At 68.7% G+C, this 23023-nt stretch carries 21 protein-coding genes and 1 pseudogene; 11 read left to right on the top strand and 11 right to left on the bottom strand.

All coding sequences use genetic code 11. The features are described from left to right. Positions 1-50: 50 nt before the first annotated feature. The gene (locus KY572_RS40690; RefSeq protein WP_224249135.1) at positions 51-1646 is read left to right on the top strand and encodes an amino acid permease; all 1596 of its coding nucleotides are present in this window, start codon (positions 51-53) and stop codon (positions 1644-1646) included. 7 nt (positions 1647-1653) lie between these two features. Here KY572_RS40690 and KY572_RS40685 read toward each other — a convergent pair whose 3' ends face one another. Next, on the bottom strand, positions 1654-1908 hold the full coding sequence (locus tag KY572_RS40685) for a hypothetical protein (RefSeq protein WP_224249134.1): 255 nt from the start codon (positions 1906-1908) through the stop codon (positions 1654-1656). Positions 1909-2036: 128 nt separating this feature from the next. Between KY572_RS40685 and KY572_RS40680 the strand changes: the two genes are divergently transcribed. Then, on the top strand, positions 2037-3176 hold the full coding sequence (locus KY572_RS40680; protein ID WP_224249133.1) for a bifunctional chorismate mutase/prephenate dehydratase: 1140 nt from the start codon (positions 2037-2039) through the stop codon (positions 3174-3176). Further along, positions 3169-3987 carry a prephenate dehydratase gene (gene pheA, locus KY572_RS40675; protein WP_224249132.1) on the top strand — a complete coding sequence of 273 codons (819 nt, stop codon included), beginning with the start codon at positions 3169-3171 and terminating at the stop codon, positions 3985-3987. The genes KY572_RS40680 and pheA overlap by 8 nt, the downstream gene beginning before the upstream one ends. Here pheA and KY572_RS40670 read toward each other — a convergent pair. The 6 genes from KY572_RS40670 to KY572_RS40645 form a co-directional block, all read right to left on the bottom strand. Continuing rightward, positions 3969-5093 carry a 3-deoxy-7-phosphoheptulonate synthase gene (locus KY572_RS40670; RefSeq protein WP_224249131.1) on the bottom strand — a complete coding sequence of 375 codons (1125 nt, stop codon included), beginning with the start codon at positions 5091-5093 and terminating at the stop codon, positions 3969-3971. The genes pheA and KY572_RS40670 overlap by 19 nt on opposite strands. A gap of 63 nt (positions 5094-5156) precedes the next feature. Then, a complete protein-coding gene (locus KY572_RS40665; RefSeq protein ID WP_224249130.1) occupies positions 5157-5717 on the bottom strand; it encodes a tetratricopeptide repeat protein in 561 nt (186 codons plus the stop codon). 132 nt (positions 5718-5849) lie between these two features. Continuing rightward, complete coding sequence (locus tag KY572_RS40660) at positions 5850-6665, bottom strand: NAD-dependent epimerase/dehydratase family protein (RefSeq protein WP_224249129.1); 816 nt, start codon at positions 6663-6665, stop codon at positions 5850-5852. A gap of 13 nt (positions 6666-6678) precedes the next feature. Next, a complete protein-coding gene (locus tag KY572_RS40655) occupies positions 6679-8310 on the bottom strand; it encodes a sigma-54-dependent transcriptional regulator (RefSeq protein WP_224249128.1) in 1632 nt (543 codons plus the stop codon). Positions 8311-8330: 20 nt separating this feature from the next. After that, on the bottom strand, positions 8331-9332 hold the full coding sequence (locus tag KY572_RS40650; protein ID WP_224249127.1) for a GGDEF domain-containing protein: 1002 nt from the start codon (positions 9330-9332) through the stop codon (positions 8331-8333). Positions 9333-9463: 131 nt separating this feature from the next. Further along, on the bottom strand, positions 9464-9742 hold the full coding sequence (locus tag KY572_RS40645; RefSeq protein ID WP_224249126.1) for a glutaredoxin family protein: 279 nt from the start codon (positions 9740-9742) through the stop codon (positions 9464-9466). A gap of 21 nt (positions 9743-9763) precedes the next feature. Here KY572_RS40645 and KY572_RS40640 point away from each other — a divergent pair, with 21 nt between their 5' ends. The 4 genes and pseudogenes from KY572_RS40640 to KY572_RS48280 all read left to right on the top strand — a co-directional run bounded on the left by KY572_RS40640 (position 9764) and on the right by KY572_RS48280 (position 12906). Continuing rightward, the gene (locus tag KY572_RS40640) at positions 9764-10909 is read left to right on the top strand and encodes a DUF4388 domain-containing protein (protein WP_224249125.1); all 1146 of its coding nucleotides are present in this window, start codon (positions 9764-9766) and stop codon (positions 10907-10909) included. A gap of 9 nt (positions 10910-10918) precedes the next feature. Beyond that, positions 10919-11854 carry a trypsin-like serine protease gene (locus KY572_RS40635; RefSeq protein ID WP_317987969.1) on the top strand — a complete coding sequence of 312 codons (936 nt, stop codon included), beginning with the start codon at positions 10919-10921 and terminating at the stop codon, positions 11852-11854. Continuing rightward, positions 11851-12213, top strand: a pseudogene (locus KY572_RS48285) (trypsin-like serine protease); the annotation flags it as partial. The gene KY572_RS40635 and the pseudogene KY572_RS48285, both read left to right, overlap by 4 nt. A gap of 63 nt (positions 12214-12276) precedes the next feature. Continuing rightward, positions 12277-12906 carry a trypsin-like serine protease gene (locus tag KY572_RS48280; protein WP_407660100.1) on the top strand — a complete coding sequence of 210 codons (630 nt, stop codon included), beginning with the start codon at positions 12277-12279 and terminating at the stop codon, positions 12904-12906. On the opposite strand, the gene KY572_RS40625 is transcribed toward KY572_RS48280, so the two are convergent. Further along, positions 12903-14576 (bottom strand): penicillin-binding transpeptidase domain-containing protein, encoded by a 1674-nt coding sequence (locus tag KY572_RS40625; RefSeq protein ID WP_224249122.1) that lies wholly within the window; start codon positions 14574-14576, stop codon positions 12903-12905. The two genes, KY572_RS48280 and KY572_RS40625, sit on opposite strands and share 4 nt — an antisense overlap. A 117-nt stretch (positions 14577-14693) precedes the next feature. Here KY572_RS40625 and KY572_RS40620 point away from each other — a divergent pair, with 117 nt between their 5' ends. Continuing rightward, positions 14694-15479, top strand: coding sequence for an ABC transporter permease (locus KY572_RS40620; protein ID WP_407660099.1), 786 nt, complete (start codon positions 14694-14696; stop codon positions 15477-15479). Beyond that, positions 15476-16387, top strand: a complete 912-nt coding sequence (locus tag KY572_RS40615) for an ABC transporter ATP-binding protein (RefSeq protein WP_224249120.1) — start codon at positions 15476-15478, stop codon at positions 16385-16387. Before KY572_RS40620 ends, KY572_RS40615 begins: the two co-directional genes overlap by 4 nt. 22 nt (positions 16388-16409) lie before the next feature. Here the strand turns inward: KY572_RS40615 and KY572_RS40610 are convergent, their stop codons facing one another. Continuing rightward, a complete protein-coding gene (locus KY572_RS40610) occupies positions 16410-16664 on the bottom strand; it encodes a sulfurtransferase TusA family protein (RefSeq protein ID WP_224249119.1) in 255 nt (84 codons plus the stop codon). Positions 16665-16885: 221 nt separating this feature from the next. On the opposite strand from KY572_RS40610, the gene KY572_RS40605 reads away from it, so the two are divergent. Beyond that, positions 16886-18865 (top strand): DsbA family protein, encoded by a 1980-nt coding sequence (locus KY572_RS40605; RefSeq protein ID WP_224249118.1) that lies wholly within the window; start codon positions 16886-16888, stop codon positions 18863-18865. A gap of 77 nt (positions 18866-18942) precedes the next feature. On the opposite strand, the gene KY572_RS40600 is transcribed toward KY572_RS40605, so the two are convergent. Together KY572_RS40600 and KY572_RS40595 are read right to left on the bottom strand one after the other, a co-directional pair. Then, entirely contained in the window at positions 18943-19329 is a 387-nt protein-coding gene (locus KY572_RS40600) for a RidA family protein (protein WP_224249117.1), read from the bottom strand. An 81-nt stretch (positions 19330-19410) separates the two neighbouring features. Then, positions 19411-21621, bottom strand: coding sequence for a RelA/SpoT family protein (locus tag KY572_RS40595; RefSeq protein ID WP_224249116.1), 2211 nt, complete (start codon positions 21619-21621; stop codon positions 19411-19413). 614 nt (positions 21622-22235) lie between these two features. Between KY572_RS40595 and KY572_RS47540 the strand changes: the two genes are divergently transcribed. Then, positions 22236-23009 carry an FHA domain-containing protein gene (locus KY572_RS47540; protein WP_263452385.1) on the top strand — a complete coding sequence of 258 codons (774 nt, stop codon included), beginning with the start codon at positions 22236-22238 and terminating at the stop codon, positions 23007-23009. The last annotated feature ends 14 nt before the right edge of the window (positions 23010-23023 follow it).

Genomic DNA, 23023 nt, shown 5'->3' with positions numbered 1-23023 from the left:
AATCGCTCCGCTGGACGGCGCGAGACATTCCGCCTGCGAGGAGGACTCCTGTGGCCGACGTCAACACTCCGCTCAACGAGGACGAGAGAAGGCTGGCCGAGCTCGGCTACAAGCAGGAGCTCAAGCGCACCTGGTCCGGGTTCTCGAACTTCGCCATCTCCTTCTCCATCATCTCGATCCTGGCCGGCTGCTTCACCACGTTCGCCCATGCCTGGAACAACGGCGGCCCGATCGCCATCTCGTGGGGCTGGCCGCTCATCTCCGTCTTCATCCTCATCATCGGACTGTGCATGTCCGAGCTGGTCTCGGCCTTCCCTACCGCTGGAGGGATCTACTGGTGGGCGGCCCGACTGGGCGGCCCGCGCGCCGGCTTCTACACGGGCTGGCTCAACCTGATCGGGCTCATCGCGGTCACCGCCTCGGTGGTCTACGCGTGCGCCACCTTCATGAACGTCACCCTCGGCTTGTTCTCTCCCATTTGGTCCACCACGCTCGGCGGAGACCCACTGAATCAGGCGTTCCTGCTGTTCGTGGTGCTGATGATCGTGGCGGCGCTGCTCAACATCTTCAGCTCGCACCTGCTGGCGGTGGTCAACAACATCTCCGCGTACTGGCACGTGTTCGGCTCGCTCGCGGTCGTGCTGATCCTCCTGCTGACCGCGAAGGAGTATCAGTCGCCCTCGTTCGTCTTCACCGAGCGCATCAACAACTCGGGCTTCTCCGACGGCATGTACTGGTGGTACGTGCTTCCGCTGGGCTTCCTGCTCACCCAGTACACGATCACCGGCTTCGATGCCTCGGCGCACCTGTCCGAGGAGACGCACGACGCGGCGATCACCTCGGCGAAGGGCATCTGGCAATCGATCTTCTATTCGGCGATCGGTGGCTGGATCCTGCTCCTGGCGTTCCTGTTCGTCGCCAAGGACACGAAGTTCATCAACGACCCGGGCAACGGCTATGGGGCCGGGCAGATCACCGCCGTCTTCGCCTCCGCGCTTCCGTCCGCGATGTTCAAGGTCGTCATGCTGATCTCCACGGTCGGCCAGGTCTTCTGTGCCATCGCCTGCATGACGAGCACCTCCCGGATGATGTTCGCCTTCAGCCGTGATGGCGCCGTGCCCGGCAGCCGGCTCTGGAGCAAGGTGCACCCCAGAACCCAGGTGCCGACCAACGCGGTGATTGCCTCCTCGGTCATCGGCGTCCTGATCACCCTGCCCGCGCTGTACAAGAGCCCCGCCGGAGTCCCCGTGGCGTTCTACGCGGTCGTTTCGATCGCGGTAATCGGGCTGTACCTGGCCTTCCTCATCCCCATCTACCTGCGGCTGAAGGCCGGCGACAGCTTCCGGCCGGGCCCGTGGACGCTCGGCCGGCACTACAAGTGGATGTGCACCGTGGCGGTGGCGGAGATCGCCGTCATCTCGGTCTACTTCTGCCTGCCGTTCCTGCCCTCCGCGGTGCCGGGTAGCCCCAGCTTCACCTGGTACGACGTGAACTACGCGCCGATCCTCGCGGGCGGAGTGCTGCTCGCCATCACGATCTGGTGGTACGCCTCGGCCCGGCGCTGGTTCAAGGGTCCCATCCGGACCATCGACGCTCCCCCCGAGGCCGCTCCGACAGCCCAGGTCATCGCGCGGCCCATCGACTGAGCCGCGACTACGGGCGCGCCGCCCGCCCTACCGCCTCCACCTGCTGCATCACGGCGCTGTCGTTCGGGTTCGCGGAGCGCAGCAGCTTGTCCAGCTCCAGCTGGGCGCGCTTGAGCTCGGCCTCCAGGGTGGGCAGGCTCCTGCGTGGGTGAAGGGTGAAGCGGCGCAAGCGCCGTCCGGAAGGGGCGGCCTGCTCTCCCTGCACGAGCGCGTCGAAGTCGAGCCCAGCGCGGGTGCGTGGCTCGATTGACAGCTCGTCCATGGCGGCGGTGCCCCTCAATCTTCCTCCGAATGCGCTTCCGGGAAAGAAGGACGCACGGGACCCGAAACTGGCATACAGGCCCCTTCGAAATGGCTGGAGCCGCTCGCCCGTCCCTATATTAGTGCCCTATGGCGGACCTTCCGGACCTCGACACCCTTCGAATCGGCATCGAGCGCATCGACTCGGAGATCCTGGACGCCCTGCGCCGGCGGATGGACCTCGCGGACGACATCGCCCGCGCCAAGCTCGCGGCGGCCTCTCCCCTGCGGGACCCGACACGGGAGGACCTCGTGCTCCGCAAGGTGCGTGAGGCGGCCACGTCCCACGGGCTGGATCCTCACGAGATCGAGCGCATCTTCCGGCTCATCATGGACATGTCCGTGGCGCGGCAGCAGGCGCTCATCCAGCGGCTGGACACCACCCCCCTGCGCGTGGGCTATCCGGGCATCGAGGGTTCCTACAGCCACATGGCGGCACGGGATCGCTACGCGGGCCGACAGGGAGGAGTCCTCCTCACCGGCTTCGAGACGGGCCGCGAGGCGATGGATGCCCTGCGCCGCGGCGAGCTGGATCTGGCACTGCTGCCCATCGAGAACACCTCGGCGGGGAGCATGAGCGAGACGTACGATCTGCTCGCCGCCGGGAGCGTGACGATCATCGGCGAGATGCTCAGCCAGGTGGATCACCGGCTGCTGGGTCTGCCGGGCGCGAGGCTGGAGGACATCCGCACCGTGCTGTCCCACCCGCAGGCGCTGGCGCAGTGCGAGCTGTTCCTGCGCAAGGTGCCGTGGATCCGTCCTCTCCCCGAGTTCGACACCAGCGGCGCGGCCCAGAAGGTGCGCGAGCGGAATGATCCCACGATCGCGGCGATCGCCAGCGAGTCCGCGGCCCAGCGCTTCGGGCTGCAGGTGCTGGCGAGGGATCTCCAGCCGGCCTCCGGGGACTACACGCGCTTCGTGGAGCTGGCCCGCGAGGCCGCGCCCGTGCCACCGGATGTGCCGTGCAAGACGACGCTCACGGTGGTGCTGGAGCACCGGCCAGGGACGCTCGGGCAGGTGCTGACGACGCTGGCGCAGCGCGGAGTCAACCTGTCCAAGCTGGAGTCCCGGCCGATCCCCGGCGAGCCGTGGCGCTACCGGTTCTACCTGGATGTGGAGGGGCACGCGGCCTCGGCGCCCCTCATCGCGGCGTTCGAGGATCTCCAGCCGCTCACCTCGTCGATGAAGGTGCTCGGGACGTATCCGCGCGCGGAGAACTGGCATGGGTAGTCCTCGGGTGGGCTTCCAGGGCGAGCGTGGCGCCTACAGCGAGGAGGCCACGCGAGCCCTCTTCGGTCCCGGTGTCGAGGCCGTGCCGTGCCCCAGCTTCCGCGCGGTGTTCGAGGCGGTGGCCTCGGGCCGGGTGGACGGTGGCGCGGTGCCGGTGGAGAACTCCCTGGCGGGCTCCGTCATCGAGAACGTGGACCTGCTGATGGAGTTCTCCCTGCCCATCACGGGCGAGCTGTCGCTGCGCATCCGGCACTGCCTCCTGGCGCCAGCGGGAGTCGAGCTGACCGATATCCGCCGCGTCGTCTCCCACCCCCAGGCCCTGGCCCAGTGCGCGGGCTTCCTACGCCAGCACGGCTTCGCCGCCGTCGCGGATGCGGACACGGCGGGCAGCGCCAAGCGGCTGGCGGAGCAGAAGCCTCCCCACACGGCGGCCATCGCCAGCCGGACCGCGGCGGAGCTCTACGGCCTGAACGTGCTCCTCGAAGGCGTGGCGGACTCACCGAACAACCTGACCCGCTTCGTCTCGCTGAGCGCTGTGCCCGTGCTCTCGGGCTCCAGGAGCAAGACGTCGGTGATGTTCACCCTGGAGAACAGCCCCGGCTCGCTCCAGAAGGTGCTCGGCGTCTTCTCCGAGCGCGGGCTCAACGTCATTCGCCTGGAGCCCCGACCGCTGCGCAAGCCCTGGGAGTACGTCTTCTGCCTGGATCTCGAGGGCTCACGGGAGGAGCCCCGCGTCGGCGAGGCGCTCGACTCCGCCGCCGGGCTGTGCGCCTCGTTCCGCGTGCTGGGCAGCTACCGCGTCGCCGACTGAGCGCGCAGCCCATCCCCGTTGCGTACGACCTGCTCGTACGCGTCGCGGACGATGCGCGTGTAGTTCTGGAGCGCCGGGAGCTGCTCCAGCCGCAGCGCCTGGGGCCCGTCGCACAGCGCCTGCTCCGGGTGCGGATGGAAGTCCACCAGCACCATGGAAGCCCCCGCGATCAGCCCCTGCCCGATGGCGTGGAAGATGTCCGGCAGCCCGTCCGGCCCCACCTCCGCGCGGCCGATCGCGTGTGACGGATCCACGCACACCGGCAGGCGGGTGAGCCGCCGCACCACGGACACGTGCGCGAAGTCCACCATGTTCCGGTGCGGATCCCCCAGGTGCGTCTTCACCCCGCGCAGGCAGAAGACGATCTTCGGGTTGCCCTCGCTCGCCACGTACTCGCAGGCGTTGAGCGACTCCTCCAGGGTGATGCCCATGCCGCGCTTGAACAGCACCGGGAACACCCGCTGCTGGCCGATCTGCTTGAGCAGCTCGAAGTTCTGCGCGTTGCGCGTGCCCACCTGCAGCATGACGCCCGTGGCGTTGCCCGAGGCCTCCAGCGCCTCGCGGATCTCATCGATGTGGCGCGGGTTGGTCACCTCCATCGCCACCACCTTCACGCCGTGCTTCCCCGCCAGCTCGAACACCCACGGCAGGCACGCCGCCCCCAAGCCCTGGAACTCGTACGGACTGGTGCGCGGCTTGTACGCCCCCATGCGCGTCGTGCGGATGCCGCACTTCGCCAGCGCCCCCATCATCGCGTCCACGCTCTCGCGCGTGTCCACCGCGCACAGGCCCGCGAAGAGGTTCACGCTCTTCTCGTCGAACGTCACCCCGTTGTACTCGAACCCCGCCGTCTCCCGCTTCCCTCCGTGCCGGCCGATCACCCGGTACTTCTCCGACACGCGCACCACCTGCCGCACGCCGGGGATCTGCTGGAAGGGCTCCATCGGCACCTGCGCCGTCGGGCCCAGCAGGTAGATCTCCGTGACGGTGTACTCGGCGCCCTCGATGACGTGCGTGCGCGGCGTGATCCCCTTGTACTGGGAGACGACCTGCAGCACCGCGTTCACCGTCTCAGGCGGCGAGTTCGGCTCGAGCATCACGATCATTCAAAGGCTCCGAAGCGAGAGGTGGGGCACCACCTCAGAGGTAACAACCTCGACTCCCACCGCTCAGCCCGCGGGACGCAGGCGAGCCGCCAGGTGCGCGTAGTGGCTGCTGCGCTCCGCATCCCCCAGGTGCGTCCAGACGTCCGCCAGCGCCCTCGCCGCATCGACGAAGGCGGGGTGGTACTCGAGCGCCAGCTCGAAGGCATGGCGCGCGTGCCGGTAGCGCTCCTTGCTCGGCCGGCGGCCTCCGGTCAGCAGCGACTCTCCCAGGGTGAAGAGCTCGACCGCGGCCGCCTCGCGGTAATGCGGCTCGGGGTTGAGCTGAAAGGCGCGCTCCAGCAGGGTGGCGGCGTCCTCCGGCTCGTCCAGCTCGAGCTGGCAGATCCCGGCATTGCGGTAGTTGTCCGCCACCGAGGAGTCCAGCTCGATGGCGCGCAGGAAGCACTTCAGCGCCTCCGCCGGTCGACCCAGCCTCGAGAGCGAGAAGCCCTTGGCGCTCAGCGCCGGGGTGTGGCGAGCGTCCTCGGCCAGCACCTTGTCGAATGCCCGGATCGCGGCCGAGTGATCACCGGCCATCGAGCGATTCACACCCTCGTTGAACGCAGCGAGCAGCTTGTGTGACATCCCTTCCCTCTCAAACCACCGGCCGCGCGCATCACGGCCACGCGGCTAGCCTGACAGGCAGGAAGCGGGCTGAAAAGACGCTCCCCCCGGGTCTCCCTCCCGGGCAGCAAGCCCCGCTAATGAGTCACTCCATCACTTCGTGGACTGAGGGATCCCCTCAGCCTCCAGGACGGCGGCAAAGCCCGACGGAAAATCCGGATATCGAGGAACCCACCCGAGCCCTCGGAGCCGCCTGTTCTGGATGCAACGGTCCCCTCGGGCCGTCTCGTGCATGCTGGCCAGCGGCACGGTGGGAGGCAGCGGCAGCCCCAGGCGCTCGCAGAGCCAGGGCACCGTCTCGCCCTGCGCCGCGGCCCGATCATCGGCCACGCAGTAGAGGCCGCCCGGCGTGCCTCGCGCCAGGGCCACCCGGATGGCCTCCACGAGATCGTCCACGTGGACGCGCGAGATGCGGCCGCCTCCGCCCTCGGGCAGCCGGAGCGTCCCGGCCAGCAGCCGCGAGTGCAGCCCGCGCCCCGGGCCATAGATGCCCGCCACGCGGAGCACCACCGCACCGAGCGGGCGGAAGCGCGCCTCCGCCTCGAGACGGGGCTGGGAGGAAGGCCAGGAGGGATCCACCGGCGTGGCCTCGTCCACCTCCCCCCGAGCCGAGCCGTACACGCCGGTCGAGGACAGGTACACCCACCGGGCAGGCGGGTGACGGGAGAGCGCCTCCGTGATCCGCGCATCCAGCCCGGCCTCCGGCGGCACGGAGCAGACGGCGTGAGCGCCCTCGGTCTGCGCGAGGGCTTCCTCCAAAAGACAGACGCGGGCGCCCGCGCGCTCCAGCTCGGAGCGGCGCGAGGCATCCCGCGTCGAAGCGATCACCGTCCGGCCCTCACGCGCCTCGAGCAACGCGAGCCGCGTGAGCGTATAGCCGGACCCCAGCAGCACGAGGGGCGGAGCCATGCCCCCCGGCATATCAGAACTCCGCGCTGGCTCGCGGATCGACGATGCCGCACTCCTTGATCTTGTAGAGCAGCGCCTTGTAGCTGATGCGCAGCTTGCCCGCGGCCTTGCGCTTGTTCCACGCGGTGCGCTGGAGCATCGCCAGGATGGCCTCGCGCTCGGCCAGCATCGCCGCCCGCTTGCCGATGTCCTTGAGGGACATCTCCCCCACCGGCACGCTCGGAGGCGGAGGCGGAGGCTGCGGGATGTCGAACGGGTTGTTGTAGCGCGGCGCCACCTGGTTGAAGGAGAGCTCCGTCACGGGCGGAGGCACCGGCGCCCCACCCCGCGGCGGCATCTCCAGCACCTGCAGGCTGGAGCCCGGCGGCGGACGCACCGGCTCCGGCTCCGGAGCCCGCGCCGGCGGCGGCAGGCCGTCGTCCCCGGCGTACGCGGTGGGCAGCGACGGAGCGCTGGCGGGCGTGCGGCCATCCTTGAGCTCGTCCAGCACCAGCGTCGGATCCTTCAGCACGCACAGCCGGCGCACCATGTTCTCCAGCTCGCGCACGTTGCCCGGCCAGTCGTACTCGGTGAAGGCCTTGAGCACCTCGGAGGGCAGCTCCGACACGCCGTGGATGTAGTGCTTGCCGTACTTCTTGAGGAAGTGGTCCGTCAGCGGCACCACGTCCTCCATGCGCTCGCGCAGCGGCGGCAGGCGGATGGCCACCACGTTCAGGCGGTAGTAGAGATCCTCGCGGAAGTTGCCCAGCGCGATCTCCTTCTCGAGATCGCGGTTGGTGGCCACCACCACGCGGCTGTCCACCCGGACGCTCTTCTTGCCGCCCACGCGGAAGAACTCCTCGTCCTGCAGCACCTGGAGGAGCTTGGCCTGCAGCCGGATGGCCATCTCGCCGATCTCGTCCAGGAAGATGGTGCCCTGGTCGGCCAGCTCGAACTTGCCCGGCTTCTCCGCCGTCGCCCCCGTGAAGGCGCCGCGCTCGTGGCCGAAGAGCTCGCTCTCCAGCAGCTCGCCCGGCAGCGCCGCGCAGTTCACCTTGATGAACGGCTTGTTGCGCCGCTGGCTGCGAGCGTGGATCTCCCGGGCGATCACCTCCTTGCCCGTTCCGGACTCGCCCAGCAGCAGCACCGGCACGTCCGTGTCGGCGATGCGCTCCACCAGCGCGCGCGCCCGGCGCATCGCCGGCGAGGTGGAGATGAGCACCCGGGCCTCGTTGAGCTCCAGCACCGACGGAGCCTCCGCCCGAGCCAGCGCCGGCACCGAGGCCTGACGGGCCGGAGCCCGCGTCCCCAGCGCGCGCGCCAGCACGTCCTCCAGCTCGTCATTGCCGAACGGCTTGGCGAGGTAGTCGCTGGCTCCCATCTTCATGGCCCGCACCGCGTCATCCGCGCCGGCCAGGGCCGACAGGACGATGACGGGCGCCGTGCCGCCGGAGCTCCGGTACTGCCGCAGCACCTCCAGGCCGCTCATCTCCGGCATCACCACGTCCAGCAGCACCGCGTCGAAAGAGCCTCCTCCCAGCATCTCCAGGGCCTGCGCCCCGCTCGAGGCGCACCGCACCTGGTATCCAGCGTTCCCGAGCAGCTCGGCCAGGAACGTCCGCACCGACTCCTCGTCGTCCACTACCAGCACCGCGATCCGATCCATCCCCTCGTCTCCCCTCGCCCTCACGAAGAAAGTGTGACCGCCAGTGCTTCCTGGCCACCCTCTTCATTCCTCACCCCGACAGCCGGCTCCTGCCTGCTGCCCGCCGGCGCCCCCCGCGCACGGCGCATCTCTTGAATCGCTCCACTGAGCAGCTGCGTGGGCGCTCCCACCATGTCCGGGAAGCTCACCGCTCCCAGGCTCAGTGACGCCCGCAGCTGCTTTCCTTCCACCTGGAAGCGGGCCAGCGCGAAGCGCGCGGAGATCCGCCCCAGCAGATCCGGCAGGCACTCCTCCGTCGCCCCCGGGAACAGCACCGCGAACTCGTCGTCGGACACGCGCGCCACCACATCCGACTCGCGCACCGTCTGCCCCAGCACCACGGCCGTGTACACCAGCAGCCGCTCCGCCATGGCCCGCCCGTACTGCTTGCGGAAGGCCCTCAGGCTCTGCGGCGCGCAGGCCGCCACGGCGAAGACGCCGCCGTAGCGCTCCGCGCGCCGGGCCTCCAGGCCGATCTGCGCCAGCAGGAAGGCGCGGTTGTAGAGGCCGGTGAGCGGATCATGCAGCACCAGCGCGGTGCCGGTGTCCGCCCCTTCCGCGGCGCGCAGCACCGAGTCCCTCAGCCGGATCTGCGAGTGCAGCCGGTGGGCCAGCTCCGAGCCGGGCCCCGTGCGCGGCACGATGTCCACGCACAGCCCCTTCTCCACGCAGAAGCGCCAGGCCTGGGGGTCCTGCGGATCCACCAGGTAGAACAGCGGCACCGTGCCCCCGCAGATCTGCCGCAGCCGGCGCACCGTCGCCACCGCCGAGAAGTCCGGAGGGTGGGCGGCCAGCACCACGGCATCGGGGCGGACCACCTCGAAGAGGGGCGCCGCCGCGTCGAACCGCGTGAGCGGAACCACCCGGAACCCCGCCTCCGTCAGGTGGGCCCGCGTCGCCTCGAGATCTTCCGGCCGCGGCTCCACGAGGAGCACGGTCGGCTGACCTCCCGCCTTCCCTCCGTGCTTGCGCTTCAGCGCCACCGCGACAACCTCCTGCCCCCACCCAGAACTTTCTTACCCACCGCGCCCCTCGCCGTCGCACCCAGATTTACAGTCCTGCGCCCCGACCTGCCCTACCCATCCCCTTGAACTTCCTGGAGAAGGGCACCGCGTTACTCATCTTGGGCGCGGAGAGGAGCAACCTCTGTGCCACCCTGGGCCTTTCGCAGCCAGGCCTCGAAGGCGGCCTCGTCCACCCGGTGCTTGAAGGCCACCTGCCCGTCGATGAGGACCACGGGGATGTCGTAGCGCCAGGCCAACATGCCCGCAGGATCCTCCAGGATGCTGATGACCCGTAGCTCGAAGGGGATACGGGCACGCACCCGCTCCACGACGGTGATCGCCTCGTCACAGAGCGAGCAGGAGGGTTTCGAGTAGATATCCACCTTCATGGCGATGCAGGATGCGCAGCGATGCACGGCCTGTCAGGAGACTTTTCGACGATGCCCCTCAAGGACGTCGTCAACTACCTGGGCAACCGTCGGGTTTCCGGCAAGCTCCTGGTCCAGCGCGGGGGTGTGTTCAAGGAGCTGACGTTGAGCGAGGGCGCGGTGATCAGCGCCAGCTCGAACCAGCCCCGAGAATACCTGGGTCAGTTCCTCATCAACATGGGGCACCTGACGGAGGACCAGCTCGGCCGGGCCTTCGAGGCCCAGCGGGAGACGGACTTCCGGCTGGGGAAGATCCTGGTCATCAAGGGGATCGTCGCGGAGGCGACGGTGCTCAGCATGCTGAGCCTGAAGTTCCGGGAGATGCTGCTGGACGCCTTCCAGTGGCCGGAGGGGGAGTTCCAGTTCGAGGTGGTGGAGGTGTCCAACCGGCTGGAGGGGTTGGATGTGCGGGTGGACCTGCTGGACATCCACCGCGAGGGGGAGTTCCGGGAGACGGCGTGGGAGGCCATCCGGGCGGCGTTCCCGTCGGGCAAGGCGCGGCTGACGGTGGACGAGAAGCGGCTGGCCGAGCCGCGGCAGCCGGGCAGCATGGACGAGCGCCTGGTGCAGCTCATCAAGGACGGGCTGACGATCGACGAGATGGCGCTGGCGCTGCACGCCTCGGACTTCTACCTGTACCAGCGGCTGTACGCGCTGTACCGGCGGGACGCGGTGAAGGTGCGCGAGGAGGCCACGCCCCCGCCGGTGGCCGAGGAGCCGGCGCCGCAGATCATCGGCTCGGAGTCCTCGGTGGACGAGGTGGTCCAGGCGGCGCGCATGTTCCTGGACGGGCTGAACTTCCGGGACGGCGAGGTGCTGGCGCGCCGGGCGCACGAGATGGCGCCCTCGCCGGAGACGGCGGAGCTGCTGAAGGAAGCGGAGACGGGGCTGCTGGAGGCGCTGCGGCTGGTGCTGATGGATCCGCCGCAGGTGCCGGCGCTGCAGGTGCCGCAGGCGCAGCTGAAGACGATGGCGCTGAGCGCGCCGGAGCGCTACCTGCTGTCGCGCATCGACGGTAAGCGGGACGTGGCGGCGATCGTCCGCGTCTCGCCGCTGCACGAGCTGGACGCGCTGAAGTACTTCCAGGGCTTCGTGGACAGCGGCTTCGTGAAGCTCAACCCGCGCTGAAGCGAACACGTGCATCGCTCTCGAGCCCTGCTGGCACTGGTGACAGCTCTCTCCCTGGCTTCACCAGGTTGTCGTGGGTGCTCGACGCCCAAGGAGCCTCAAATCGAGAGCACGACCGCAAAGAGCTCTCCCCCACTCCCGCCTCGAGAGCTGCGGCCCAGCCTCCAAGGGGACGTGTTGATCGGCGAAGCAGATGACACCAACCGCTATCCCTCGACGGTGGCCGTCTATGCTCTCTCCCCTCCGGGCCAATCCCGCTACAGAGGATGTGCGGGCGTGCTCCTCACCCCACAGCTCGTGCTCACGGCGGGCCAATGCGTGTGCAGACCGCACCAGGACTCTCGAGCAGGTCTCGAGAGAGCCATCCGGATGGATGCTTCGGACTGCGCGAGCAGAGCCGCGGTCGTCACTCACATGTATGAACCGCTGACGCACCGAAAGGGCGTGGAGTCCTGGTTCGTGGAGTACCAAGGAGACGTCCGTCCCCATCCACGGTTCGAGGTCCAGCTGGATGAATGGGGGCGTGCCGCAGTCCATCACGCCGACCTGGCCATCATTCGGCTGGACGACCCCGTGCAGAAGAACATTCTGCCCGTCCGATTGGCGGACGCCGAAGCCACGGTCGGCGAGTTCCTGGCCGTGGTGGGCTATGGGTACATCGAAGAACTCTCGAGTGGGGATGGAACGCGACGCTTCAGCCGAGAGGAAGTTCGAGAGTTGCTGGAGCCAGACAGGAAGAACGTCTTGTTCGGATCACCCGACTCCTCTTCTTACAAAGGGGACACGGGAGGCCCTTGCCTGCGAGAGACCGACCAAGGATCTGAGCTGCTGGGCATCTCGAATCGGGGACTCGGGCAGGCTCCAACGTTCACGAGCATTCCTCACTATCGAGAGTGGCTCGTAGAGGAGATCCGTCTGGCGGGACAGAGAGCACCCACGCCATGACCTGGGCAAATCGACGCGGAGGGGCGCCCATCTACCTGGTGATCGCACTGACGTGGGTGACGCAGGCTGCATGCCTAGCGAGTGCGCCTCCGACAACGGAGCCATCCTTCGATTCTGTCCCACCAGATGACCTGTTCCCGCAGGGCATCTTGCTCGTGGCACCAGGGGCAACGGACACGACCAACCGGTTCCTACCGGCGGTGAAGATCTCGACGGTCTTCACCACCCCGAAAGGAGCCATCTCCTACAAGCCCTGCACCGGCTTGCTCATCCACCCGCGTCTCGTACTCACCGCGGGACACTGCGTCTGCTGGTCACGCCCTCCCACGCCTGGAGATCAGCAGCCGCAGGCCTCCTCCAACACGCGCCCCCGTCGGCGCGGCACCCAAAGGAGCCGATCACGAGCCGAGGAGCTCCGTGGGGTGACTCTCACTGAAATCATCGACAAGCACTCGCCGTGCGCACAGAGCACGATCGTGACAACGGTGGCTTACGGCTCATCCCCCAAGGGACGACCGAGCGCCCAGACCTTGGAGTACGCGGGCAATGAAATCGTCGCGCATCCGGACCTGGAAGTGCTCACGGGGCTCAGAGCAGGAAGAACAGAAACCGTCTGGAGCAACGCGGATCTCGCGGCTATTTTCTTGAACGAGCCCGTGGAACTCGATTTTCAGCCCCTCTTGCTTCCTACATCCGAAGTCCAGGTTGGGGATGCCATCACCATGGCCGGTTTTGGGACTGGGGAGGCCTACCTGCTCTACGGGCACCGCCGATACGGCGACAACAAGGTGACGCGGGTCTTCACACTGGAAACAGGAAGCGTCGTCTTCAGAGCAGAGGAACAGCGCCGCGCCGATGGCACGGCGGCCTCGCATACGGGCACTGGGGATAGCGGTGGAGCATGCGTCAAGCAGTCCGCGCCCGGAGTCCTCGTCGGCATCGTCTCCATCGGTGCGCAGACACGGGACGGGGGAAGGATGTCCGTGTTCACGAGCATCTTCTCCCACAGAGCCTGGCTGGAGCAGGCGCTCCAGCGCGCCAACGACAGCTAATGGGTGATTGGCCCGGCGTTCCCGGCGGGCGCCGTCATCTCCACGGTCCCCTCTTCCAGCGCTTCGTCGCCCTCATCCTGGCCCTCGGGTGACGGAGGCGTGGGCCTGGCCACCGCGGGCTGAATGGACGACGGCGTCGCCTTTCCCGCCACAGCCGGCTGAACAGACGACGGCGTCGCCTCCCGAGCCACCGCGGGCTCGACGGACAACGAAGCTGCCTTCTCGGCCACGACCGGCTCCGCGGAAGTCGACACCGACTTGCCAGCAACGACCTCACCAGCGGAAGTCGCAGGCACCTTCTCGGCCACGGCAGGCGCGGCAGCCGCCGGAGACGCGCTCTCGGCCACCGCCGGCTCCACGCTCGGGGGCGCCGTCTTCGCCGCCACGGCCTTCGGCGGCGCGGGCAGCCGCTCCAGCGCCAGACGCATCGCCTCGCGCCCGAGCCAGGTACCGCGAATCCGCCAGAGCGGATCATTGGCGACGATCGCCGCCACCGCTACACGCGGGTTGTCCTTCGGCGCGTAGCCGACGAACCACGAGTAGTCGCGGAACGGATTCTTGTCCGCCAGCGTGCCCGTCTTGCCCACCGCTCCCGGCACCCGGAAGGCCCGCTCGCGGAAGATGCGCCGCGCCGTTCCGTTCGTGACGGTCTGCTCCAGCATCTCCTCCAGGGCACTCTGAACCTCGGGCGTGAGCACCTGCTCACCCTCGGGAGGAGCCACGCCCGGCCCGGGCTCGAAGAGGACCGGGTCCCGCCACACGCCCGTGGCCGAGGCCGCCGCCAGCGCCGCTCCATGCAGCGGAGAGAGGTACACGTCCCCGAAGCCCGCCCCGGTGTTGGCCAGCTCGAACTCATCGTCCGGGATGGAAGCCAGCGAGACGTCGGTGGGGATGGGGAAAGGAATGGGCCGGTTGAACCGCAGCCGAGCCGCCATCCGCCGCAGCGTGTCCGCCGCCAGGTACTTCTTGGTCATCTTCGCGAAGACGACGTTGGCGCTCTTCCCCATGGCCGCCGCCAGCGAGTAGCACGCCCCGTCCCGCTCGCTGTCCTCCAGCAGCCGCTCGTTCAGCCGCCGCTTGCCGCCGTGGAAGCAGGCCTCCTCGTCCGGAGACACCCCCGCCTCCAGCAGCGCGCCGCCCGTGACGATCTTGAAGATGCTCGCCGCGGGGAACACCGCGCGCGTCGTGAGCCCCCGCACATCCGGCTGGGCCTCCGAGTGCTCCGCCAGCGCCAGCACCTTCCCCGTGGACGGCTCCATCACCACCGCCGCCCCATAGGGCACCTGGTAGTCCTTCATGATGCGCGTCAGCTGCTCCTGCAGCGAGGCATCGATGGTGAGCGTCGCCTCGCCCTCGGGCCCCGGCACGACGAGCCGCCCGTCCCGACGGAGCTTCGCCCGCGACAGCAGATCCTCCTTGCGGTTCAGCGAGCGCAACCTGGTAATGGGCGGGGCATCCTTGCGCGAAGGCACCGGCTGGGGCGGCACCAGGCCCAGCTCCACGACACCGGCATCCGGCGCCCCCACCCCGGCATCCGCCGTCCCGGCGTCCAATGAGCCCCCCTCGGGGGCCTGCGGAGCCTCGGCGGCCCCCGTGGCAGTCCCCATCGCCCCGAGCACCAGGGCGAGAGGAAGAAGCAACGCGGCGAGAAGGTGGCGGGAGTCCGGCATGAGCTGGGCCCGATCCTAGATCTCTGGCGGAGCCTGTCCACGTCCGCCTCCTCGGCTGCTCTCGGAGTAGCGGAAACTGGCCTGGACACTGAAGATTTGACTAGGGTGCCCGGCACCTTGGACGGATTGAAAGAAATCGCGGTGGTCTGGAGCGCCGAGACCCTTCGGGCCGTGCGCAGCGCCCGCACGCTCGTGCTGCTCGGCCTCTACGGCATGTTCTCCCTGGTGGTCCTGCTCGCGGCGAGCTTCGTGGCCAACCAGACCCGGATGAACATGGAGGGCATGGAGGCGCTGGAGCAGATGCCCCCGGACGTGGCGTGGATCTTCAAGATCACGCTCTGGTTCCTGCCCGTGTACGTGGCCCTCATGGGCTTCGATCAGATCAGCGGAGAGGTGGGCTCGCGCTCCATCCGCTACCTCACCGTGCGCGCGCGGGTGTCCTCCGTGCTGCTGGGCAAGTTCCTCGTCCAGTCCTCCCTGCTGGTGGGCCTGGTGTTCGTCATCGACGTGGGCCTCTTCATCTACGCCCGCTTCGCCCACCCCAACTTCACCTTCGCCGCCATGGTGCTGAGCCTCCTCAAGGTGTGGCTGGCCACCCTGGTGTTCGCGCTGGCCTACGTGGCGATCACCATCTTCTGCTCGAGCCTCTTCCGCACCTCGGGCGTGAGCCTCGTCTTCAACTTCATGCTCGTCATGTCCTTCCTGCTGATGGAGTTCATCGGCTGGTACTCCGAGGGCAAGTCGTTCCTCGTGAACATCCGCTACCTGGCTCCCTCGTACTACTCGGGGAACCTGCTGAGCCCGGTGGCCAGTGAGTTCGGCCTCAGCGCCCTGGCCTACGCCTGCTTCACCGTCATCTTCCTGGGCGGCTCCTACGCCGTCCTGCGCGCGAGGGACCTGTGAGCGATCCCGCCATCGAGCTCTCCCACGTCACCAAGCGCTTCGGCCCCAAGGTGGCCGTCAACGCCGTCACCCTCTCCATCCCCCAGGGGCAGGTGTACGGCCTCATCGGCCCCAACGGCGCCGGCAAGACGACCGCCTTCTCGATGATGTGCGGCTTCCTCCACCCCTCCGAGGGCACCCTCAAGGTCATGGGCGTGAACCCCGCGTCCCCAGGTGCCCTGAAGGGAAAGCTCGGCGCCCTGCCTCAGGACGCCATCCTCCCGGCGGGCTGGAAGATCGGCGCGCTCCTGACGTACTGGGCGCGCCTGTCCGGCCTGCCCCAGCCCGAGCGCGAGGCCCGCGAGGCGCTCGAGCGGGTGGGCCTGGCCGAGTCCTGGATGACGGCCACCGAGGCCCTCTCCCACGGCATGGCCAAGCGCACCGCCATGGCCCAGGCGCTCATGGGACAGCCCCCGCTGGTGCTCCTGGACGAGCCCACCGCCGGCCTGGACCCGCGCGTCGCCGGCCAGGTGCGCCAGATCATCCGCGACATGAAGGGCAAGCAGACGGTGGTCGTCTCCAGCCACAACCTCCAGGAGCTGGAGGAGCTGTGCGACGCGGCGGCCATCCTCGACCGGGGCACCGTCGCCAAGGCCGGGACCATGTCCGAGCTGACCGGCCAGGGCGCCGAGTTCCGGGTGCAGATCGCCCGCGGGGAGATCATCCCTCCGGAGCTCACCCAGCTGCCCGGCGTCCTCTCCGCGAAGCTGGAGTCCCCCGGCGTGCTCCTGGTCCGCTTCGACGGCCAGGCCCACAAGCCCGAGGAGGTGATCAGCCGCACCGTCGGCCACCTGCTCCAGACAGGGGTCCTCATCCTGGGCGTACATCGGGGCCAGCGGCTCGAAGAGCGCGTCCTGCAAATTCTTTGAAACTCCCGGCGGCCTGGCGTCACTACGGCCCGTGGATTCCTGGAACCTCCCCCGCCTTGCGCACCCACCCGACGTAGCTCGCTCCCCGGCGCTCCATGCGCAGGAGCGTGTGTCCGGTGGCCTCGCACCAGGCGGGCAGATCCGCCTCCAGGCCCCGGTCGGTGGAGATCAACTCCACCACGGTGCCCGCCGGCACCCGCCGGATGGCCTTGGCGATCTCCAGGATGGGTACCGGGCAGGCGGCCCCGGAGGTGTCCACGCGTACGGCCGCTTCCATGATCGCGACTCTGGCATGCGCCAGGGGTGGCGCGTCATCGAGGAATTTACCGGAAAAGCATCGTGTTTCCGGCACCCTAGGAGAGGTGGGAAAGCTGCCGGCGGAATGGCGGCTCGGCTTGCGTGGCCGGATTTCCCTCTGTTATCTAGCCCGCCTTCCTTTCCCCGCCCGGGGCCGCCACGCACAGTACGGACCTGAGACGGAAGGAGCAGAACCAAAAAATGAAAGCCAATGTAATCGTGGCCCTGGTCGTGGGGCTGGTGCTCGGGTTCTTTGGTGGCAAGGCTGCCACCGGCCCTGGTAAGAGCAGTGACAGCGGCAGCGTGCAGGCGGCCGCCGCGCCCTCGGCGCCCAGTCAGGCCGCGAAGCCCTCGCGCCAGGCCGATCCCACCGTGTTCAAGGTTCCTCTCGAGGACTCCGCCCGCCTGGGCAGCGACGACGCCCTGGTGACGCTCGTCGAGTTCTCCGACTATCAGTGCCCCTTCTGCTCCCGCGCCCACGCCACCGTGGAGAAGCTGCGCGAGGAGTACGGCAACAAGCTCCGCGTGGTGATGAAGCAGAACCCGCTGTCCTTCCACCCCCGCGCCAAGCCCGCCGCCATCGCGGCCATGGCCGCCGGTGAGCAGGGCAAGTACTGGGAGATGCACGGCAAGCTGTTCGCCAACAGCCGCGCGCTCGAGGACGCTGACCTCGAGAAGTATGCCCAGGAGATCGGCCTGGACATGGCCCGCTGGAAGAAGGACATCACCAACCCCAAGTACCAGCAGATCATCGACCGGGATCAGGCCCTGGCCGGCCAGCTGGGCGCCAACGGCACCCCGGCCTTCTTCATCAACGGCCGCCTGCTCTCCGGCGCGCAGCCCATCGACAACTTCAAGGCCATCATCAACGAGGAGCTGACCAAGGCCGAGGGCATGGTCAAGAGCGGCATCAAGCCCGGTCAGGTCTACGCCGCCATCATCGAGAAGGGCCAGACGCGCGCCGCCCCGCCGCAGCCGGCCGCCCGTGAGCAGCCCTCCGGCCCGCGCAAGGTCGAGGCCCCCGTCGACGCCCCCAGCCATGGCGAGAAGGCCGCCAAGGTGACGATCGTCATGTGGTCCGACTTCGAGTGCCCCTTCTGCAGCCGCGTGGAGCCCACGCTGACGAAGGTCCGCGAGACGTACGGCAAGGACGTGCGCATCGTGTGGCGCAACCAGCCGCTGCCCTTCCACCAGAACGCCAAGCCGGCCGCCGAGGCCGCCCTCGCCGCCCACGAGCAGGGCAAGTTCTGGGAGATGCACGCCAAGCTCTTCGCCAACCAGAAGGCCCTGGATCGCGCCTCGCTCGACAAGTACGCCCAGGAGATCAAGCTGGACATGGGCAAGTACAAGCAGGCCATGGACAGCGGCAAGTTCCGCGCGAAGATCGACGCGGACTCCGCCGCCGGTAGCGCGGTGGGCGCCAACGGCACCCCCACCTTCTTCATCAACGGCCGCCAGCTCGTGGGCGCCCAGCCCTTCGAGAGCTTCAAGCAGGTCATCGACGAGGAGATCGGCAAGGCCGACAAGCTGCTCTCCAGCGGCGTGAAGCTGGAGAACCTCTACGCGAAGATCATGGAGTCGGCGTCCAACGCTCCGGCTCCGTCCGAGCCGGCCGCCCCGGCCGAGCCCCCGGTGCAGAAGATCGAGGTGGGCCAGGCCCCGTCGAAGGGCCCCGCCAACGCCCCGGTCACCATCGTCGAGTGGTCCGACTTCGAGTGCCCCTTCTGCGGCCGCGTCGGTCCGACGCTCAAGCAGATCGAGGAGCAGTACAAGGGTAAGGTCCGCATCGCCTTCAAGCACCAGCCGCTGCCCTTCCACGCCAACGCGCGCCTGGCGGCCGCCGCCTCCATGGCCGCTCACGAGCAGGGCAAGTTCTGGGAGATGCACGACAAGCTGTTCGCCAACCAGCGGGCCCTGGATCGCGCCTCGCTCGAGAAGTACGCCGAGGAGCTCAAGCTGGACATGGGCAAGTTCAAGCAGGCCCTGGACAGCGACAAGTTCAAGGCGCTGATCGACGCGGACTCCGCCGAGGGCACCCGCGTGGGCGCCAACGGCACCCCCACCTTCTTCATCAACGGCCGCACCTTCGTGGGCGCCCAGCCCTTCGAGAACTTCAAGCGGGTCATCGATGAGGAGCTGAAGAAGGCCGAGGGCGGCGCGGTGGCCAAGGACGCGAAGTAGTCCTCACCGCCGTCCTGAAGTCTCCGAGGCCGTCGGACCCGCGAGGTCCGGCGGCCTCTGTGCTTGCGGGCGCCCGCTCAGGACACGGCGATGGCGTCGATCTCCACCTTGGCGCCGCGAGGCAGCGCGGACACCTGCACCGTGGCGCGGGCCGGCGGGGCCGAGGGGAAGTAGCGGCCATACACCTCGTTCACCTTGGCGAAGTCGCCCAGGTCCGTGAGGAAGATGGTGCAGCGCACCACGTGGGAGAAGTCGAGCCCGGAGGCGGCCAGCACGGCCTTCAGGTTCTGCATCACCTGCTCGGCCTGGGTGGCCGCGTCACCCTGCACCATCTCCATCGTCTTCGGGTTCAGGGGGATCTGCCCGGACAGGAACGTCATCTTCCCGGCCTCCACCTGGATGGCCTGCGAGTAGGGGCCGATGGCCTGGGGGGCGTTGTCGGAGTGGATGGCTCTGCGTGCCATGGAGACACCTCGGGGTAAGGCGGCCGTCCGCCGGCCGCGGTCCGAGGGTGGCTCTAACACGAATCCCCGAGCGCCCGGCGCTCAGATGCGCTCGACGGAGTGCACGCCGTTGAGACGTTCAATGGCGCGCATCAACTCGGTGAGCTGCTTGAGGTCCGAGATCGTCACCTCGAAGGTGTTCACCGCGCGATCATCCCCCGTGGCCCGGCAGTTGGCCTGGGAGATGTTGACGCCCTTCTTGGAGAAGGTGTTGGAGATGTCGGCCAGCAGGCCCGGCCGGTCCGCGGTGAGCACGCGCAGGGTGACGGGGCGCTTGAAGTCGCCGCGCACGTCCCAGGAGACATCGACGCGGCGCTCCGGATCGGTGGCGAGCGCCTTCTCGCACTTGTCCGTGTGGACGGTGACGCCGCGCCCGCGGGTGATGAAGCCAGCAATGGGATCGCCAGGCACGGGGTTGCAACAGCGCCCGAAGCGCACGAGCACGTCGTCCACGCCGCCAATCTGCACGCCGCTGCGGCTGGTGCGCCCCACCAGGCGCTTGGCCAGGTCCGTCACCTTGGACAGGCCCGGCAGCATGGAGGAGCCGCTGCCGTCCCCGTTGGTGCCGTTGTTGCTCGGCGAGGGCCGCTCCTCGGAGGCCAGCTTCTCCTGCGGCACCAGGCGCTGGGCCAGCTGCTGAGGCGTCACCTTGCCGTAGCCGATGGCCACCAGCAGATCGTCCTCGATGCGGTAGCCCAGCTCCTCGGCGGCCTTCTTCAGCTCGCCGTTCTTCGTCAGCTTGTTGAGGTTGAACTGGTAGCGCTTGAGCTCGCGCTCGGCCAGCTCGCGCCCCAGCTGCAGGCTCTTGTCGCGCTGCTGCTGCTTGATGAAGTTGCGGATGCGCTGCTGGGCGCGGCTCGTCTTGACGAAGGTGAGCCAGTCCTTGGACGGGTGCGCCTGGGGGCTGGTGAGCACCTCCACCATGTCCCCGTTCTTCAGCTTGTAGCGCAGCGGGACGATCTTCCCGTTCACCTTGGCGCCCACGCACCGCCCGCCCACGTCCGAGTGGATGGCGTAGGCGAAGTCCACCGGCGTGGCCCCGCGCGGCAGGCTCTTCACGTCGCCCTTGGGGGTGAAGACGAAGACTTCGTCGGTGAAGAGGTCGACCTTGACGGTTTCGAGGAACTCCTTGGGGTCCTTCAGGTCCTGCTGCCACTCCATGAGCTGGCGCAGCCAGGCGAACTTCTCGTCGTCCTTGGAGATGAGGACCTTGCCCTCCTTGTAGGCCCAGTGCGCCGCGATGCCCTCCTCGGCGATCTTGTGCATCTCCGGGGTGCGGATCTGCACCTCCACGCGCTCGCTCAGCGGGCCGATCACCGTGGTGTGCAGCGACTGGTACATGTTGGGCTTGGGGATCGCGATGAAGTCCTTGAAGCGCCCCGGCACCGGCTTCCACAGCTGGTGCACCAGCCCCAGCGCCTCGTAGCACGAGGGCAGCGTGGGCATGAGGATCCGGAACGCGATGATGTCGTGGATCTGATCGAAGTCGATGCCCTGCTGCTTGATCTTCTTGTAGATGCTGTAGACGTGCTTGAAGCGGCCGGAGACATCGCCCTTCAGCCCGCGCTCCTCCAGCTTGGTGCGGATGATGGCGGCGGTGTCGTCGATGTACTTCTCGCGCTCCTTCTTGCGCTTGTTCAGCTTCTCCTGGAGGTTGAAGAACTCCTGGGGCTTCACGTAGCGGAAGGACAAGTCCTCCAGCTCGATCTTGATCCAGCTGATGCCCAGGCGGTTGGCCAGGGGGGCGTAGATGTCCAGCGTCTCCTGGGCGATGCGGGCCTGCTTCTCCTCGGACATGTGGTCCAGGGTCCGCATGTTGTGCGTGCGGTCGGCCAGCTTCACCAGGATGACGCGGATGTCCTGCGCCATCGCGATGATCATCTTCCGGAAGTTCTCCGCCTGCTTCTCCTCCTGGGAGAGGGTGGCGGAGGCCGAGAACTTGGAGAGCTTGGTGACGCCGTCCACGAGCTGGGCCACTTCCGGGCCGAACAGCTCGGTGAGCTCCTCGGCGGTCGCCAGGGTGTCCTCGATGGTGTCATGGAGCAGACCCGTGACGATCGAGGCCTCGTCGAGCTTGAGCTCGGCCAGGATGCCGGCGACCTCGAGCGGGTGGATCAGGTAGGGCTCCCCAGACTTACGGAGCTGGCCCTGATGCACCTTGGCCGAGTAGACGTACGCCTTCTTGATGATGTCCAGGTCGGGGTCCGGGTGATAGGAGGCAACCCGCTGGAGGATGTCGTTGAGGCGAATCATGAAGATGCAGAAGCCAATCGTAACTTTCGCAGTCAGAGGGGGCAACGTCGCAGGTTCTCTCTGTTGAGCTTGCACCCCTTCTTTACGCACCCCTAAAGTCGCCCTCGCCCATGTCACAGCTCCTGCTGTCCGCTCTCGCCGTGGTCTGCCCGAACTGTGACGGCTACAATCCGTCCCGTTCGACGGTGTGTGCGCAGTGTGGGGCCTCCGTGAGCGAGGCGCCGGGCCCTCGAGCCGCGCCTCCCCGCCCGGCCACCGGGCAGCGGCCCGCCATTCCCCCCGGGGCGACGCCTCGGCCCGCTCCCGCTCCCGCGCGCGGTCCCGACAGTGGCCCCCCGGTGCCCCGCCCGGGCGAGGCCGTGCCGCCCGGGCTCCGGCCCTCCGCCCGGACGCCTCCTCCCAGTGGGGCCGGGGGCATCCCCGTGGAGGGAGCCCGGCCGGGTCCGCCCGTGCCGAACATGTCCCCTGTAGGTACGGCCCGGCCTGCCCCCCACCCGCCCTCCGGGGTGCGTCCCCAGCTCGCGGACGCTCCGCCGCCCAGGAGCGGGCCAGCGCCACGCCCGGCTCCTCCCGTGCCAGGCGAGCGGCCCCCTCCCCCCGTTCCCGACGCTCCCATGCCCCGAGCGGCCCCCATGCCGGTGGCCGCGCCCGCTGCCCAGCCCGTGGCGGCCCCGGCCGCGCCGCCCGTGGGTGCACCTGCTCCCGCGGGCGCTCCCGCCGCCGGTCGCCAGCCTCCCGCCGCCTCCCGGTTCGGGCTCACCGTCGTGGCCGGAGCCACCCGGGGACAGCGCTACAAGCTCCCCGTCACCGGCTGCGTGGTGGGCCGCAGCCGCGGCGCCATCCTCCTGCAGGAGGATGTGTTCGTCTCCGCCCTGCACGCGACCTTCCTGGTGAAGGACGGCGCCCTCTTCGTCCGGGACGAGAACAGCGCCTCGGGCGTCTTCGTCACCATCCCGGGCACCGAGGCCATCACGCCCCGGACGCACTTCAGCGCCGGTGCGCGGCTGTTCCGCTTCAGCGGCCGCATCGAGATCCCCATCGCCCAGTCCGGGCAGCCGGTCATCTATGGCGCTCCGGTGCCGCTCGGCCAGGCCATCTACGCGGTGGAGGAGATCCTCGTGGGCGGGCGTGCGGGCCGAGCCGTGGTGGCGGCCACCGCGCTGCTCACCATCGGCCAGGCGCACTGTGACTTCAGCTTCCCGCAGGACGAGGGGCTCGCCGGCCGGCACTGCGAGCTCAGCCCGACCGCCACCGGCGCCATGCTGAGGGATCTGTCGGGCGGCCTGGGCACCTACGTGCGCATCGCCCCGGGCACCGAGCGCCCGCTGCGCTCGGGAGACCGCGTCCGCATCGGGAACCACGTGTTCCAGGTGGAGCTGCTGGGCTGAGGCCGGGCCCGCGG

The organism is Hyalangium gracile (assembly GCF_020103725.1).
In the GTDB taxonomy this organism is placed as follows: domain Bacteria; phylum Myxococcota; class Myxococcia; order Myxococcales; family Myxococcaceae; genus Hyalangium; species Hyalangium gracile.
Note: the sequence above shows the minus strand (reverse complement) of the source record. Positions and strands in the feature narration are given on the sequence as shown.

Coding starts and splice junctions, on each gene's coding strand:
- KY572_RS40685 (WP_224249134.1), bottom strand. CDS start 1,908: ATGGACGAGCTGTCAATCGAGCCACGCACCCGCGCTGGGCTCGACTTC.
- KY572_RS40680 (WP_224249133.1), top strand. CDS start 2,037: ATGGCGGACCTTCCGGACCTCGACACCCTTCGAATCGGCATCGAGCGC.
- pheA (WP_224249132.1), top strand. CDS start 3,169: ATGGGTAGTCCTCGGGTGGGCTTCCAGGGCGAGCGTGGCGCCTACAGC.
- KY572_RS40670 (WP_224249131.1), bottom strand. CDS start 5,093: ATGATCGTGATGCTCGAGCCGAACTCGCCGCCTGAGACGGTGAACGCG.
- KY572_RS40665 (WP_224249130.1), bottom strand. CDS start 5,717: ATGTCACACAAGCTGCTCGCTGCGTTCAACGAGGGTGTGAATCGCTCG.
- KY572_RS40660 (WP_224249129.1), bottom strand. CDS start 6,665: ATGGCTCCGCCCCTCGTGCTGCTGGGGTCCGGCTATACGCTCACGCGG.
- KY572_RS40655 (WP_224249128.1), bottom strand. CDS start 8,310: ATGGATCGGATCGCGGTGCTGGTAGTGGACGACGAGGAGTCGGTGCGG.
- KY572_RS40645 (WP_224249126.1), bottom strand. CDS start 9,742: ATGAAGGTGGATATCTACTCGAAACCCTCCTGCTCGCTCTGTGACGAG.
- KY572_RS40640 (WP_224249125.1), top strand. CDS start 9,764: ATGCACGGCCTGTCAGGAGACTTTTCGACGATGCCCCTCAAGGACGTC.
- KY572_RS40625 (WP_224249122.1), bottom strand. CDS start 14,576: ATGCCGGACTCCCGCCACCTTCTCGCCGCGTTGCTTCTTCCTCTCGCC.
- KY572_RS40610 (WP_224249119.1), bottom strand. CDS start 16,664: ATGGAAGCGGCCGTACGCGTGGACACCTCCGGGGCCGCCTGCCCGGTA.
- KY572_RS40605 (WP_224249118.1), top strand. CDS start 16,886: ATGAAAGCCAATGTAATCGTGGCCCTGGTCGTGGGGCTGGTGCTCGGG.
- KY572_RS40600 (WP_224249117.1), bottom strand. CDS start 19,329: ATGGCACGCAGAGCCATCCACTCCGACAACGCCCCCCAGGCCATCGGC.
- KY572_RS40595 (WP_224249116.1), bottom strand. CDS start 21,621: ATGATTCGCCTCAACGACATCCTCCAGCGGGTTGCCTCCTATCACCCG.
- KY572_RS47540 (WP_263452385.1), top strand. CDS start 22,236: ATGCCCCGAGCGGCCCCCATGCCGGTGGCCGCGCCCGCTGCCCAGCCC.